At 71.6% G+C, this 13,695-nt stretch carries 11 protein-coding genes; 4 read left to right on the forward strand and 7 right to left on the reverse strand.

Annotated elements, in window-relative coordinates; translation table 11 throughout:
• The coding region (locus tag AB0C20_RS13980; RefSeq protein WP_357568110.1) for a DNRLRE domain-containing protein at window positions 1-3,182 on the reverse strand (3,182 nt) is incomplete at its 3' end.
• Window positions 3,183-3,478: 296 nt separating this feature from the next.
• Between AB0C20_RS13980 and AB0C20_RS13985 the strand changes: the two genes are divergently transcribed.
• The 3 genes from AB0C20_RS13985 to AB0C20_RS13995 all read left to right on the forward strand — a co-directional run bounded on the left by AB0C20_RS13985 (window position 3,479) and on the right by AB0C20_RS13995 (window position 6,360).
• Window positions 3,479-3,721 (forward strand): hypothetical protein, encoded by a 243-nt coding sequence (locus AB0C20_RS13985; protein WP_357568111.1) that lies wholly within the window; start codon window positions 3,479-3,481, stop codon window positions 3,719-3,721.
• A 131-nt stretch (window positions 3,722-3,852) separates the two neighbouring features.
• Window positions 3,853-4,704: a hypothetical protein gene (locus AB0C20_RS13990; protein WP_091407568.1), complete on the forward strand. Its 852-nt coding sequence runs from the start codon at window positions 3,853-3,855 to the stop codon at window positions 4,702-4,704.
• A gap of 159 nt (window positions 4,705-4,863) precedes the next feature.
• Complete coding sequence (locus tag AB0C20_RS13995; protein WP_357180859.1) at window positions 4,864-6,360, forward strand: trehalose-6-phosphate synthase; 1,497 nt, start codon at window positions 4,864-4,866, stop codon at window positions 6,358-6,360.
• A gap of 19 nt (window positions 6,361-6,379) precedes the next feature.
• Here AB0C20_RS13995 and AB0C20_RS14000 read toward each other — a convergent pair whose 3' ends face one another.
• From AB0C20_RS14000 to AB0C20_RS14025, 6 genes are all read right to left on the reverse strand, one after another.
• A complete protein-coding gene (locus AB0C20_RS14000; RefSeq protein WP_357181600.1) occupies window positions 6,380-7,174 on the reverse strand; it encodes an alpha/beta fold hydrolase in 795 nt (264 codons plus the stop codon).
• A 135-nt stretch (window positions 7,175-7,309) separates the two neighbouring features.
• The gene (locus AB0C20_RS14005; RefSeq protein ID WP_357180862.1) at window positions 7,310-8,716 is read right to left on the reverse strand and encodes an NAD(P)-binding domain-containing protein; all 1,407 of its coding nucleotides are present in this window, start codon (window positions 8,714-8,716) and stop codon (window positions 7,310-7,312) included.
• Window positions 8,717-8,833: 117 nt separating this feature from the next.
• Window positions 8,834-9,541: an endonuclease/exonuclease/phosphatase family protein gene (locus AB0C20_RS14010; protein ID WP_357181603.1), complete on the reverse strand. Its 708-nt coding sequence runs from the start codon at window positions 9,539-9,541 to the stop codon at window positions 8,834-8,836.
• Window positions 9,538-10,485 carry an ROK family glucokinase gene (locus AB0C20_RS14015; protein ID WP_091407561.1) on the reverse strand — a complete coding sequence of 316 codons (948 nt, stop codon included), beginning with the start codon at window positions 10,483-10,485 and terminating at the stop codon, window positions 9,538-9,540. Before AB0C20_RS14015 ends, AB0C20_RS14010 begins: the two co-directional genes overlap by 4 nt.
• A 76-nt stretch (window positions 10,486-10,561) precedes the next feature.
• Window positions 10,562-11,266 carry a hypothetical protein gene (locus tag AB0C20_RS14020; RefSeq protein WP_357568112.1) on the reverse strand — a complete coding sequence of 235 codons (705 nt, stop codon included), beginning with the start codon at window positions 11,264-11,266 and terminating at the stop codon, window positions 10,562-10,564.
• Between the two features lie 31 nt (window positions 11,267-11,297).
• The gene (locus AB0C20_RS14025) at window positions 11,298-11,753 is read right to left on the reverse strand and encodes an SRPBCC family protein (RefSeq protein ID WP_238682830.1); all 456 of its coding nucleotides are present in this window, start codon (window positions 11,751-11,753) and stop codon (window positions 11,298-11,300) included.
• Window positions 11,754-11,871: 118 nt separating this feature from the next.
• Here AB0C20_RS14025 and AB0C20_RS14030 point away from each other — a divergent pair, with 118 nt between their 5' ends.
• Window positions 11,872-13,686: a long-chain fatty acid--CoA ligase gene (locus tag AB0C20_RS14030; RefSeq protein WP_357568113.1), complete on the forward strand. Its 1,815-nt coding sequence runs from the start codon at window positions 11,872-11,874 to the stop codon at window positions 13,684-13,686.
• The last annotated feature ends 9 nt before the right edge of the window (window positions 13,687-13,695 follow it).

Here is a 13,695-nt window from a genome sequence, read left to right on the forward strand (position 1 = left end):
AGGATGAGTGTGGTGTAGTCCACCTCGGCGGCGCCACCGGTGGCGCCGCCGGTCCAGGACGGGCCGAACGGGGCGACGACTTCGGTGACCGAGAGGTTGTCCCAGTACACCTTGCGACCGGAGCCGCCCTGCATGCCGTTGTAGAGCCGGAAGAACGCCTCGGTCGCGCCGGTCGGCACGGTCATGTCGACCGAGAGTTCCTGCCAGCCGTCGGAGTAGCCGGCCATCTGGGAGGCGACCTCGGCGTACGTGGTGCCCACCCGGTGGAGGCCGACGATGCGCAAGCCGCGGCTGTTGTGCGCGGGCACCAGGCCGGTGGCGGCGGGCACGTAGATCCAGCCGGTCATCCGGTACGTCTTGCCGGGGCTCATGCTCAGCCGCAGCCCGCCGTTGTCGCCGCCGACGGCGACGTAGGTGTCGTTGCTGGTCGTGGTGACCGGCGTGATCTCCAGTGAGTCCGCCGGGGTCGTCTCGCCCTGTCCCCTGACGGTGGAGCGCACCGCGGACGAGGTGACCGGCACGGTGAAGCCCGTCAGGTCGGTGGAGACCTGCTGCTGGTTGGCGGTGAGCCGCTGCGCCATCGGCTGGTATCCGTCGGCCGGGTTGCGGGACGAGGCCGAGCGGGTGACCGAGAGGCCCAACTCGTCGGCGTCGGTGGCGGAGAGCGCGTAGTCACCGGTGAGCAGGTTGACCGAGCCTGGGCCAGCCTCATCGCCGGCCGCACCGTCACCGCTGGAGTCGACGCTCACCCGCACCCACGGGATGGTGTACGCGGGCGTGGTGCCGCTGGCCGTGTAGAGGTGCGCCCGGACCTCGACGACGCCGCCGATCAGGCCGAGGGTGTCGGTGGCGTTCCAGATCGCGTACCCGCCGAGCGTCGACAGGGCGACCGGGCTGGCGGCGGTTGCGGTGATCGGCGCGCCGGTGGCCGAGGTGAGGTTCGCCGACGGCACCGGCAGGGTGGCCCCACCGGGTCCGCGCCGGTACTCGAAGTACGTGCGGGTGTAGCCGGTAACCGGGGTGGTGATCCGCAGCTTGGTGCGCTTGACGATGGTCGCGCCGGGCAGCGGTTCGGCGAGTGCGGCGTTGCCGGCGTCGAAGACGTACAGGTTGGGGCTGGACAGGTTGCCCGCGGAGTCCTTCGCCTGGACGGTCAGCGTGCGGTGCCCATCACGGGGGGCGAGGGTCACCGACTTCACGCCGGTCGCGGCGACGGTGGTCGCCGCGCTGTCGTAGTCGAGCTTGTAGACGAACGCGGCGAGGTCGGCGCTGCCGCTGGCCGGGGTGAAGGTGAACGTGTCGGACTGGGCGGCGCCACCGTGCGGCTGCCCGTCGTTGAGGTAGATCGTCGCCGACACGAACGGCACGCCCGGCTTCTCGGTGTCGACCGTCAACGGCGTCCACGCCGTCCACCCGCCGTAGTTCCACGGATCCTTCGCGCGGACCTGCCACTCGTACTGGGTGCCGTTGATCAGGTCGACCGGCACCTGCCAGGAGGCGGTCGAGCCGTTCGTCCAGGCCGGGCTGCCAGAGCGCAGACCGGACGAGCTGACCACCGCCTGCGTGGCCTTGTTGCGCACGACGAACTCGGCCTGCAGAGTCTGACCGGCGTTCGCGTCGGCGAGCTTCGCCGACAGCGTCGGACGCAGCGACGAGGTCCGCGCGCCGGAGCCGCACGCGGTGTAGCAGGGGGCGACCGCGAGGGCGGAGGGCGCGGACGGGGCGCTGTTGTAGGTGATGGTCACCAGCGGCGGACGGCCACCCTCGGCCGAATCGAACCGCTTCCAGCCCGCCGTGGAACTCTCCGAGGTGGCCCGCAGCATCACACTGGCGCTGCTCAGGTTGTTGTCCGCGCTGTGCTGCAACGCGCCGCCCACCTCGACGTAGACGTAGCCGTCGCCGCAGGACGAGTTGTAACCGCGGGTCTCGGTCGAGGTACCGACCTTCGCCCGGGCGGTGGGTTGATTGGTCCAGCGCACCGACGAGTCGACCGCGTCCGTGCGCCAGGCCTCCCAGGAGGCGGCCGTGCACGACCACGAGTGGTAGTTCCACAGCCGCAACTTCGCGGTGATGATCCGGCTACCGCCGAAGCCGCTGGTGTTGAAACGCAGGTAAGACCGGGCGTAGAAGGTGCCGCCCTCGTTGGAGTAACCCAGCTTGAGGTCGCTGGAGCCGGACTGGTCGCTGGAGTAGCTGTTCTGCACGAACGCGTCGAACGACGGCGACAGCGACGTAGGCGGGTCGATGGTCACCGGGAAGGTCAGGTCGGGCCGGGCGAGGAAGTCCTTGTCCGGGGTCAACTCCATCACGGTACGGCCACCGGAGGACGTCGTACGCAGGGCGACCGGAGCGTGGTTGACGCGCTCGCCGGAGAGCGGGGAAACCTTCGCGTCCCACATCAGCGGCGTCTGCGCCCGCCCGACCTGGCTGCCACGGGAGTTCTTGAAGACGAGGCCACCCATGCCGTCCTGAGCCGCGGTGAGCTTCCCCGTGTTCAGCGGCAGCTTCAGGGTGCGCACGTGTGCCAGGCCGGCACGGTCCTTGACCACGACGTGCTGCTCGTACCCGGTCGCGTGTGCGTGGAAGACCAGGTCGACGCCCGGCCGCACGTCCGGATAGGTGACCGTGCGTGCGTTCAGCACCGGTTCGGGCAGCGGGCCCTTCCAGGCGAGCGTGGCGCGCTCGGCGCCGGTGCCGAGCGAGGCGACCTCGTGCTCTTCAGCGCCTGTGGCGGCCCCGGCGAAGGTGAGGTCACGCGGGTGCGCCTTCGGCACGACCATGCCGTCGGCCCGACGCTGCAGGGTGAGGTCGACCGGCACCCAGGTGTTGTCACCCTGACGTACCCGCACCGGGGCCAACGCCTGCTCGGCGGTGAGCGTGCCGTCCGGGTTGGCGAACACCTGAGTCGTCTCCGAGCGCCGGTTCGCCACCTCCACCCGCCCGCCACACAGCCGGGCCGTGACCGCTGCGGACACCTCGTCCGGGCGGTCGTCCGGACAGGCCGGCTTCGGCTGGGCTACCGGTTTTGGTGCCGCGACGGCGGGTCGCTCGGCCCGGGCCGGCACGTCCGTCAGGGTCGCCACGAGGACGACTGCCATCAGCACCGCGACCCATCGCGCCCAGCGGGCGAAGGCTCCGCCCGCCAGCGCGACGAACATGCCGGTACCCAACTGCTCATTCATGGCAGCCCCCGTGTCGAGTCCGAATTTCCGGCGCAGCATAGGGACAGCCGTAAGCGTTGATCAATGCATTGACAAGGCGATGTGGAGAGCCTAGAAACGGTGATCGTTTAGGGACACACATCCGCGAAGGACGCCGATGCGTCGGATCGGATCGATCGGATTCATCGGATAGGCCCTCGTCACTCACGGTGCGGTGCGATCGACAGGCGGACGGACGATCGAGGCGGTGAAGCGGCTCCCGCCTGCCGCCCGAACCAGACTGACGGGACTCAGGTGGATCGACTTCATCACGTTGGGTGATCGAGGATGGGATCGAGGCCCGCCCGCATCGGCGGACACCGAATTCAGACTGTGGCGCAGGTCACATCATCGCCGCGGCGCTCCTCGGGCGTCTCGCCGTCGGCGTCGAGGAATCGGGCGACGGGACCAGCCAGCGCGCGGCGGATCGCGGCGCGCCTCTGCCAACGATCACCGAGATCGCACTTGTCGCGCAAGAACGGACAAAGGAGCCGCGCCGCGACCTGCGGGAGCAGCCGTGACTTTGGAAGACGCGACACAACGCACTCCCGGAACCATGCCCTGACGTGTCACGATTCAGAGCACGGCGTGCGGACTGGCGCCGAAGGGCAGCGGTGGCCGCGCCGAAAGGCGCGTTAAGGGGGATGTCCGGGTGTCAGCGGGTGGGGCCCGCCGGGGACGGCGGGACAACGGGCTCGACGCGAACGAGTACGCCGTCGTCGGCGACGTCGATCCGCGCGTCGGTGAGCACCTGCTCGACGTGCTGGCCGCCGGTGGGATCGCCGCCTACCTCCAGCCCTCGGCCGACCTCAACCCGGTCACCCGCACCACCACGGTGCCGGCCCGGCCGGTCGACCGGCTCTACGTCGACCGCTCGCACCTGACCACCGCCCGGGACTACCTGACCCAGCTCGCCGACGAGACCGCTCCGGAGCAGCCACCGGCTCGCGACGAACCGGACATCGACGCCGAGTGGGCGCGGATCGTGGCGGGCTTCCACACCACCTCTACGCCCGGTGACCGCCCGTGGCCGGCCTCGGAGGACGTGGACGAGCGGGACAACCGGGACGAGTCGACCTCCGGGCCGCTGACCCGCTCCGGCACCGACGAACCAGGTCCGACCGCCACCGACGTTCGGCGGCTGCCGTCCGCGACGGACATCTCCGGGATTTCCGTGGGGCGCGGCACCCGACCGGACGAGCCGTCGCTGCTGGACGGGTTGGACACCTTCGGCGCCGACCTGCCCGACGACGAGGACGACGAGGGTTACCACCCGCCGCCACCGCCGCCGCTGCCGCGGGTCAGCAAGTACGCGGTGATCGGCGTGCTCGGGGTGGTCGTCGGGTTCGTGCTGTTCCTCTTCCCGTGGCTGCTCCCGATCGACCGCTCCGCAGTCACGCTGTTCGGGTTCACCGGCATCCTGGCCGGCTTCGTCACGCTGATCTGGCGGCTGCGTCCCGGCGACGAGGACGAGGACGACCCGGACAACGGCGCCGTCGTCTGACGGTCGGCCCGCATCCCGGGACAGCAGCGCCCCGCCGGGGGCGTAACAGTGGTGTAACTTACTGTCAGTAGGAATACCGCTGAACGTCACTTCCCCCGCTGACTGACCGGTTTTTCCTTGCTCGCGGCGGTCAGTCCTCTGCTGATCGGAATGCCCGAGATGCGACAGAGTTCTCTCGTGGTGGTGGCCAACCGCCTCCCCATCGACGACAATCAGGCCCCCGACGGAGCCTGCGAGTGGCGGCGCAGCCCGGGCGGGCTGGTCAGCGCACTGCACCCGCTCCTGCGGCACACACCAGCTACCTGGGTCGGCTGGGCCGGTGGCACCGGGCCGGCCCCCGCCCTGCCGGACGTGGACGGCGTGCGGATGCACACCGTCGCGCTCAGCTCGGAAGACCTGCGCGACCACTACGAGGGGTTCGCCAACGCCACCCTCTGGCCGCTCTACCACGACTCCGTGGAGCAGCCCCAGCACCACCGCCGGTGGTGGGAGGCGTACCAGCGGGTCAACCAGCGCTTCGCCGAGGCGACAGCGGAGGTGGCCGAGCAGGGCGGGGTGGTCTGGGTGCAGGACTACCACCTGCAACTGGTCCCCGGTCTGCTGCGCGCGCTCCGCCCGGACCTGCGCATCGGCTTCTTCCTGCACGTGCCGTTCCCGCCGCCGGAGTTGTTCATGCAACTGCCCCGCCGGGCCGAACTGCTGCGCGGCATGCTCGGCGCCGACCTGGTCGGCTTCCAGCGGGTGCAGGCGGCGCACAACTTCGCCCAGTTGGTGACCCGGGTGCTGGACCTGCCGGCCACCGACCGGCGGATCGGCGTCGACGACCGGGTCGTCCGCATCGGCGCGTTCCCGGTCTCCATCGACACCGCCGAGATGGCAGCGCTCGCCGACCGTCCGGACGTGGCCGCCCGGGCCCACCGGCTCCGTCAGGACCTCGGCGATCCCCGGCAGGTCGTCCTCAGCGTGGACCGGATGGACTACACGAAGGGCATCGAGCAACGCCTCAAGGCGTACAGCGAGTTGCTCGCCAGCGGCGACGTCAAGGTCCGCGACACGGTGCTGGTGCAGGTCGCCATGCCGAGCCGGGAACGCGTCGGCCAGTACCAGATCCTGCGCGAACGCATCGAACGCGAAGTCGGCCGGATCAACGGCGAGTTCGGCCGGGTCGGTGAGCCGGCGATCCACTACCTCACCCAGCCATTCGACCGGGCCGAGCTGGCCGCGCTCTACCGGGTCGCCGACGTGATGGCGGTGACCCCGTTGCGCGACGGAATGAACCTGGTCGCCAAGGAGTACGTGGCCGCGCGGGTCGACGACACCGGCGCACTGCTGCTCAGCGAGTTCGCCGGCACCGCCGCCGAGCTGTCCCAGGCGTACCTGGTCAACCCGCACGACCTGGAAGGGCTCAAGCAGGGCCTGCGCGCTGCGCTGCGGGCCGACCCGGCCGACACCACCCAGCGGATGCAAGCCATGCGCGCCCACCTGCACAAACACGACATCCGGGCCTGGGCCCGCTCCTACCTTCGCGCCCTGGACGAGGGCGGCGGCCTGATCAGTCGCCTGACCAGCACCGACACCGGCTCCGACGGCGCCGCTCGGGTGCCCCAACCGGCCACCCCGGCCGGCAGCCCGGCCGTCCACCAGGCCGGCGGCTGACCGTCGGTGGCCCGGCTGCTCAGTGCGCCACCGGCTCCTTCTCCAGCCAGTCCAGGATCGCGTCGATCGGCTCCACCCACCGCGCGTCCAGCATCAGGTCGTGGCCCATGCCGGGAAAGAGCAGCGGGGCCGACCCGTACCGGCGGGCCACCCGGGTCAACGTAGACGCCGGCACCACCCGGTCGTCCGGGCTGCCCAGCACCAACACCGGGGGCGCGCCAACGGCCGGCTCGGCCTCCGGCTCACCCAGCAGCGCCCACTGCGCCCGCCGACCCGCCCGACCGAGGCGTCCGACATACCGCCGGGCCTCCTCGTCGGGCAACTCGCGGCTGAACAGCTGCCCCCGGTTGAGCCGCAACGGCCCGCCGAACACCGCCGGCAACGTGCCCGCCGGGTTGCGGCGCAACGCCGCGCCCAGCACGCCCCAGCCGCCGAAGACCGGCGCCACCAGCACCGCGCCCCGCGCCGGGTAGCGGGCCAGCGCGTGTGCCACCACCAGGGCCCCGGCTCCGTGCCCCACCAGCACCGCCTGCCGCGGCAGACTCGCGGCCACCTGGACCACGTCGTGGGCGTACGCCCGCAGCGTCGCCTCCGGCGCCGGCTCGCTGCCACCGTGCCCCCGCAGGCTCACCGCGTACGCCGGGAACCCGCGCGACGCCACGTGACCCAACCAGTGCTCGGCGAACGCCCACGCGCCGTGCCCGAACCCGGGTACGAACAGCAGCGGCGGACGCCCCTGCTCCAGCTCGGGGACGGCGCTGAGCACCTCCCGCCGGGCCGGCCGCACCGGCCGGGACCACTCCCGGCCCCGCATGATCCGCAGCTCACTCCTCGCGCTCACCGTGCCAGCCTTTCGTTCGCGACTGCGGGGCTCGCAAGCTCACTCCTCGCGCTCACCGTGCCAGCCTTTCGTTCGCGACTGCGGGGCTCGCAAGCTCACTCCTCGCGCTCACTTGCCCTCCAGCTCGACCAGGGCGCGTTGGATGGCGCGCAGATAGTCGGCGTGCCCGACCTCGAACCAGTGCCGGCTGCTGTCCTTGACCGGCCCGGAGTACCGCTCCCCCGCCCGGTCCCGTACCCGCTGCGCGAACGCCGTGGCCCGTTCCGGCCGGTCCCGACGTGCCTGTAGCAGCCGGGCGAAGAGCACCGTCTGCCAGTGCGACAGGGTGAACAGCCCGGAGTCCGGTTGCAGCAGGCCGGCGACGGCCAGGGTCGGATGCCCCGGGGTGAACGCGTTGAGCCACAGCGTGGGCCGACCCGCGCCCGCGCTGTCTCCGAACACCGACGCGTCGAGGAACTCGAAGCGCGGCAGGTAACCGGTGGCGAAGACGACCACCTCGGGGTCGATTTCGCGGCCGTCGGCCAACTCCACCGCGTACGGGTGGAACCGGGCGACGTCCGGCACCGGGCCGATCCCGCCGTGACCCACGTAGTAGACGAGCTGACTGTTCGCGATCGGGTGTGTCTCGTACACCCGGTGGTCGGGCTTGGGCAGACCGAAGCGGGTCAGGTCGCCGACGGTCAGCCGCAGCGTCCAGTGGTAGAGCCACTGCCGCACCCGCAGCGGCACCCGCAGCGCCAACAGGCTGTCGTTGACCTGGTCGGCGGGGCGACCGAGCACGTACTTCGGCGCGTACCAGTAGCCCCGGCGGGTGGAGTGCCAGCAGCGCGACGCCTGCTGGGCGGCCTCGACGGCGATGTCGCAGCCGGTGTTGCCGGCGCCGACGACCAGCACCCGCTTGCCGCGCAGCTGCGCCGGGTCCTTGTAGGACGAGGCGTGCATGATCTCGCCGCGGAACTGTTCGAGGCCCTCGTAGCGGGGCAGCTTCGGCGACCAGTTGTGGCCGTTGGCGATCACCACGGCGGCGTACCGGGCGGTGCGCTCCGGGCCATACCCGCCAGTGGAGCGTGTGGTCACGTCCCAACGGTCGCCCTCGACGGGCTCGACCCGGATCACCTCGGTGCCGAACCAGATGTGCGAACGCAGGTCGAAGTGGTCGGCGTACCGCTCGAAGTAGGACAGCAACTGACCGTGGTGCGGGTAGTCAGGCCAGGAGTCCGGCATCGGGAAGTCGGGGAACTGGGTGAACGGCTTCGACGAGATCAGGTGGGTGCTGGCGTACACGGGGCTGCGGTCGTGCCGCCAGTTCCAGGCGCCGCCGACGCCCGTCTCCCGCTCGTAGCAGTCCACGCCGAAACCGTGCTCACGCAGGTTCTTGATGGCCGTCAGGCCGCTGGCGCCGGCCCCGATGACGCAGACCGTGTCGCCCCGGTCGGAGACCGGGCGGCCGTCGCTGTTCGCCGCGGGCGAGGTCGCCTCCGGGTCGGGCCGGCCGTGGTCGGTGGAGGTGGACACCGGGGACATCTCCTTTTGGTACGGCAGGCGTGCCGGTCGCCGCGAAATCCTCTCCACAACCGGGCCGGATGTCCAGTCCTGGGCCGGACGGGCCGACGGCCGAGCCGGGCTCGGGGGTCAGCCGGTGGCGGGTAGCAGCAGGTCGACCAGGACCGGGAAGTGATCACTGGCCCGACGGGTCTGCGGGGTGTCCACCACGTCGTAGTCGACAACTGTGATCCGCGGGTCGACGAAGAGCGCGTCGATGCGTCGGCGCGGGTCGGCGCAGGAGTAGGTGAGCCGCTCGGCCCGGTCGGCCGCCACCGCCGCGTCGGTCAACCCGCGCGACACGGTGGCCCAGGCGGGCCCGTCCGGACCCTCGTTGAGGTCCGCCCCGGCCAGCACCGGGCTGGTCGCCGCGTCCAGGCCACGCTTGAACTCGGCGGCCTGGGAGGGCCGCTCGGCCGGGTCGGTGGACAGGTGTGAGCCGGCGAGGGTGAACCGGGCGTCACCGACCCGGCAGTCGGCGTACGCGGCCCCGCGCAGGTGCCGGCCGGGGGTCAGCGGAAAGCGCTGGCAGTGGGTGCCCAGCACCTGGACCCGCAGGCTGGTCAGGAGCAGGTTGCCCAGGGCGGGCAGCCCACCGGCGGCCACCACCAGACCGAACGACTCGGCCAACGTGGCGGACTTCTGCCGCCACCGGAACCGGCGCGGCCCCTCCTGCACGATCACCACGTCCGGAGTCGCGGCCCGGACCACCGCCGCGAGCGCGGCGGTGTCGTCGCGCTGGCTGTGGATGTTGTACGACACCACGCGCAGCGGCACGCCCATCCCGGACCGCCTCAGATCCGGCGGGCCAGGTCAGCGGCGCCGATCACCCCGGCGCTGTTGCCCAGCTCCGCCGGGAGTACCTCGGCCACCGGCAGGCGACCACGCTGGGCGAGCGCGTCGAGGTACGAGCGGCGGGTGGGACCGAGCAGTAGGTCACCGGCGTCGATCACACCGCCACCGACCACCAGGGTCTGCGGGTCGAGGATCTGTGCCATGTCGGCGAGGCTGGTGCCCAGCCACCGGCCGATCTGGGCGAACGCCTCGGCGGAGACCGGGTCGCCGCCCTGTGCGGCGGCGGTCACCATCGGGCCGGTGATCGCCTCGGCCTCGCCGCCGGCCAGCTTCAGCAGGGCGGTGGCCCGGTTGGGCTCCTGCCGGGCTCCGGCTCGGGCGAACCGCACCAGGGCGCTGCCGCTGGCGTACTGCTCGATGCAGCCCAGCCGGCCGCAGCCGCACTGGTGCCCGTCCGGGACCGCAAGCATGTGGCCCAACTCCGCGGCGATGCCGTGCGCGCCGCGCATCAGGTCGCCACCGAGGACGATGCCGCCGCCCACACCGGTGCCGATGGTGAACATGATCATCGAGTCGTCGGCGTCGCGGGCCGCGCCGTAGCGGAACTCGGCCCACGCGGCGACGTTCCCGTCGTTCTCCACGATCACGGGCAGCCCGACGGCCTCGCTGACGTACTCGCGCAGCGGTTCGTCACGCCAGGCCAGGTTGGGAGCGAAGAGCACAGTCGAACGACTGGCGTCGATCCAACCGGCCGCGCCGATGCCGACGGCCTCGATGGTCCGCCCGGCAGCCAGCTCGCCGACCAACTCGATGATGACGTCGCGGGTCTTGGCCACGTCATCGGCGGGAGTGTCCCGTCGGGTCTGCACGAGGACCGTGCCGGTGTCGTCCACGACACCGCCGGCCACCTTCGTGCCACCGACGTCGACTCCGATGGTCAGCGTCACCGCTACCGCCCCCCTCTGCTGTGCTGTCCGGCCCAGGTTCCGGCCCAGTGCCGGTCCGGGTCGGAAGGTCCCGCGCTCAGGCGCCGTCGCCCGATGCTTCCGCGTCGGCGTCATCGGGCACCCGCGAGGCGGGCACCACGGGACGGGTGGTCGGTGCCGGTACGGTCGCCGTCCCGGCCTCGTCGACGGGTGGTACGGCGGCCGGGGCGAGTGGGTCCGCCGTCCGGGTGGCGACCGACCAGACATCCCGCTCCGGCGCCGGCTGAGAATCATGCCCGGTACGGGTGGCATCGCGCCACACGTGGTCGTCGACTGTCGCGGTGGGCGGGGCGCTCGGGGGTGGCTCGGGGAGCACGCCGTCGCTGCTCGCGGCGGGTGCCGGCGAGGGCGGGGTGGTCGGCTCGGCGGCCGGCTCGGCGGGGCTCGGCGCGGACGGTTCCGGCGGGGAGAACGCGCGGAGCAGGCTGGCGACGCCCGCGGCGAGGTCACCGGCGCCGGTCGCGAGCCGTTCGGCGAATTCCGGACTCGGGTCCCGCAACGCGGCGATGCCGCGACAGACCGGGCAGACGCAGCATTCGGCCGAACCGGTGGCGAAAGCACCACCGGCGCCGGAGCGGGCGTCCGGGCCCGCGCTGTGACCGAGGACACCGGACAGCATCCCGCCCAACGAGCCGAACGCGCCGCCCGCCGAGCTGGCGGAGGCCAGTCGCGCCCCCGCCAGCAGGGTGGCGACCAGTCGCTCCGCCTCTTCCCGGGCCGAACCCGGATCCGTTCCACCCACCGTCGGCTCCTCTACCGTGCCACCGGACACGTCACTGCGCCGCACCGGTTGCTTCTACCCGGCGCTTGAGCTGCTTCAACGCGGTGTCCATGATCATCTTCTCGGCTTTGCGCCGAAACATCCCGAGCATGCCGACCGACAGGTCGACCTCCAGCGTGTAGGTCACCGTCGTGCTGCCGTCCGGGTTACCCACCAGGTCGTACGAACCACGCTGGGCCTTCTGCATCTTCGAGGGGGCGACCAGGTGCCACTCGATCCGGGACAGGTCCTCGGCGTACTCGTAGGCGAGCACGTACTCGTCGGCCATCACCCCGGCGTCGATGGTGAAACGCACCTGACTGGGGTAGCCGTCCTCGTACTCCTCGACGACCTCGGCGCGACGCACCGCGTCGGTCCACTCCGGGTAACGCGCGAAGTCGCAGATGACCGCCGTCACCCGATCCGGTGCGGCGCCGATGATGATCGACTGGGTGGAGGAGTCCGCCATGGGGGGAGGCTACCCGCCTCCTGGTTGTCTCACCCCGACCGCCCGCCGGGTAGGTTTCGACACATGCCGACGCCACGGCGGCGGCCGGCCCAACCAGTGCGAGCACGAAGGAGTGCAGGTGCGCGAGTTCTCCGTCCCGCCGATCGTCACCGTTGGCGACGCGGCCAACCTCACCGATCCGGTCTGGGACAACGCCGAAGTCGCGCCCGACACCGTCCAGTTCGCCCGCCCCACCCCGCGCGCCGACGGCACCGTCACCGAATGGACCGAGGTGACCTGCCTCCAGTTCCGCGACGAGGTGGCCGCCGTGGCCCGCGGGCTGATCGCCGCCGGCATCGAGCCCGGTGTCCGGGTCGGGCTGATGAGCCGCACCCGCTACGAGTGGACTCTGCTCGACTACGCGATCTGGGCCGTCGGCGCCGTGACGGTGCCGATCTACGAGACGTCCAGCGCCGAGCAGGCCGCGTGGATCCTCGAGGACTCCAACGCGGTCGCCGTCGTGGTGGAGAGCGAGGCCCACGCCGCCCTGATCGCCGGTGTCCGGCACCGGCTGCCGGAGCTGGGCCAGGTCTGGCAGATCGACAGCGGCGGGGTCGACGAGCTGGTCACCACCGGTGCCACTGTCGAGCTGGCCGAGGTCGAGCGGCGGCGCAAGGCCGTCCGCGCCGGCGACCTGGCCACGATCATCTACACCAGCGGCACCACCGGCCGGCCCAAGGGCTGCGTGCTCACCCACCGCAACATGTACGCCGACATCGCCAACGCGGTGCCGGTGCTGCCGAACCTGTTCAACGCCGGCGCGAGCACCCTGCTCTTCCTCCCGCTGGCGCACGCCTTCGCCCGACTCATCCAGATCGGCGTCGTGCAGGCGCGAGCCACAATGGCGCACTGCGCCGACACCAAGAACCTGGTCGCCGAGCTACAGGCGTTCCGGCCGACCTTCGTGCTCTCCGTACCCCGGGTCTTCGAGAAGGTCTACAACGCCGCCAAGCAGAAGGCCGAGGCGGACGGCAAGGGCGGCATCTTCGCCCGCGCCGAGCAGGTCGCCATCGCGTACAGCGAGGCCCTGGAGACCCCGGGCGGCCCTGGCCTGGCGCTGCGCGCCCAGCACGTGGTCTTCGACCGGCTGGTCTACCGCAAGCTGCGCGCCGCGCTCGGCGGACGGTGCCGGGACGCGATCTCCGGCGGCGCGCCACTCGGCGCCCGGCTCGGCCACTTCTTCCGGGGCGTCGGCGTGACGGTCCTGGAGGGCTACGGCCTCACCGAGACCTCCCCCGCCGCCGCCGCGAACCTGCCCAGCGGCACCCGGATGGGCAGCGTCGGTCGTCCGCTTCCCGGCGTGACAGTGCGGATCGAGGACGACGGCGAGATCCTGATCTCCGGCGAGCTGGTCTTCCGGGGCTACTGGCGCAACGAGACCGCGACCGCCGAGACGATCAGCGCCGACGGCTGGTTCCGCACCGGCGACCTGGGCCAGCTCGACTCCGACGGCTACCTGAGCATCACCGGCCGCAAGAAGGAGCTGATCGTCACCGCCGGCGGCAAGAACGTCGCCCCGGCGGTGCTGGAGGACCTGGTCCGGGCGCACCCGTTGATCAGCCAGTGTGTCGTGGTCGGTGACCGGAAGCCGTTCATCGCGGCGCTGGTCACCGTCGACGAGGAGGCGCTGCCGACCTGGCTGGAGAAGGCCGGGATGCCCCTCGACGCCACCATCGAGCAACTGCGCGAGCACGAGGGCCTCCGCAAGGAGATCCAGGCGGCGATCGACGCCGCGAACCAGGCCGTGTCGAAGGCCGAGGCGATCAAGGTGTTCCGGGTCCTGCCCCACGACTTCACCGAGGCGACCGGCGAGCTGACCCCGTCGCTCAAGGTCAAGCGCCAGGTTGTCCACAAGACGTACGCGGCGGAGATCGCCGATATCTACCGAGGCTGACTACCATCC

This window comes from Micromonospora sp. NPDC048843, from assembly GCF_040649965.1.
Taxonomy (GTDB): domain Bacteria; phylum Actinomycetota; class Actinomycetes; order Mycobacteriales; family Micromonosporaceae; genus Micromonospora; species Micromonospora hortensis.

Excerpts from the sequence above, each read along its gene's own strand:
- AB0C20_RS13995 (WP_357180859.1), top strand. The coding sequence starts at position 4,864 with ATGCGACAGAGTTCTCTCGTGGTGGTGGCCAACCGCCTCCCCATCGAC.
- AB0C20_RS14000 (WP_357181600.1), bottom strand. The coding sequence starts at position 7,174 with ATGCGGGGCCGGGAGTGGTCCCGGCCGGTGCGGCCGGCCCGGCGGGAG.
- AB0C20_RS14025 (WP_238682830.1), bottom strand. The coding sequence starts at position 11,753 with ATGGCGGACTCCTCCACCCAGTCGATCATCATCGGCGCCGCACCGGAT.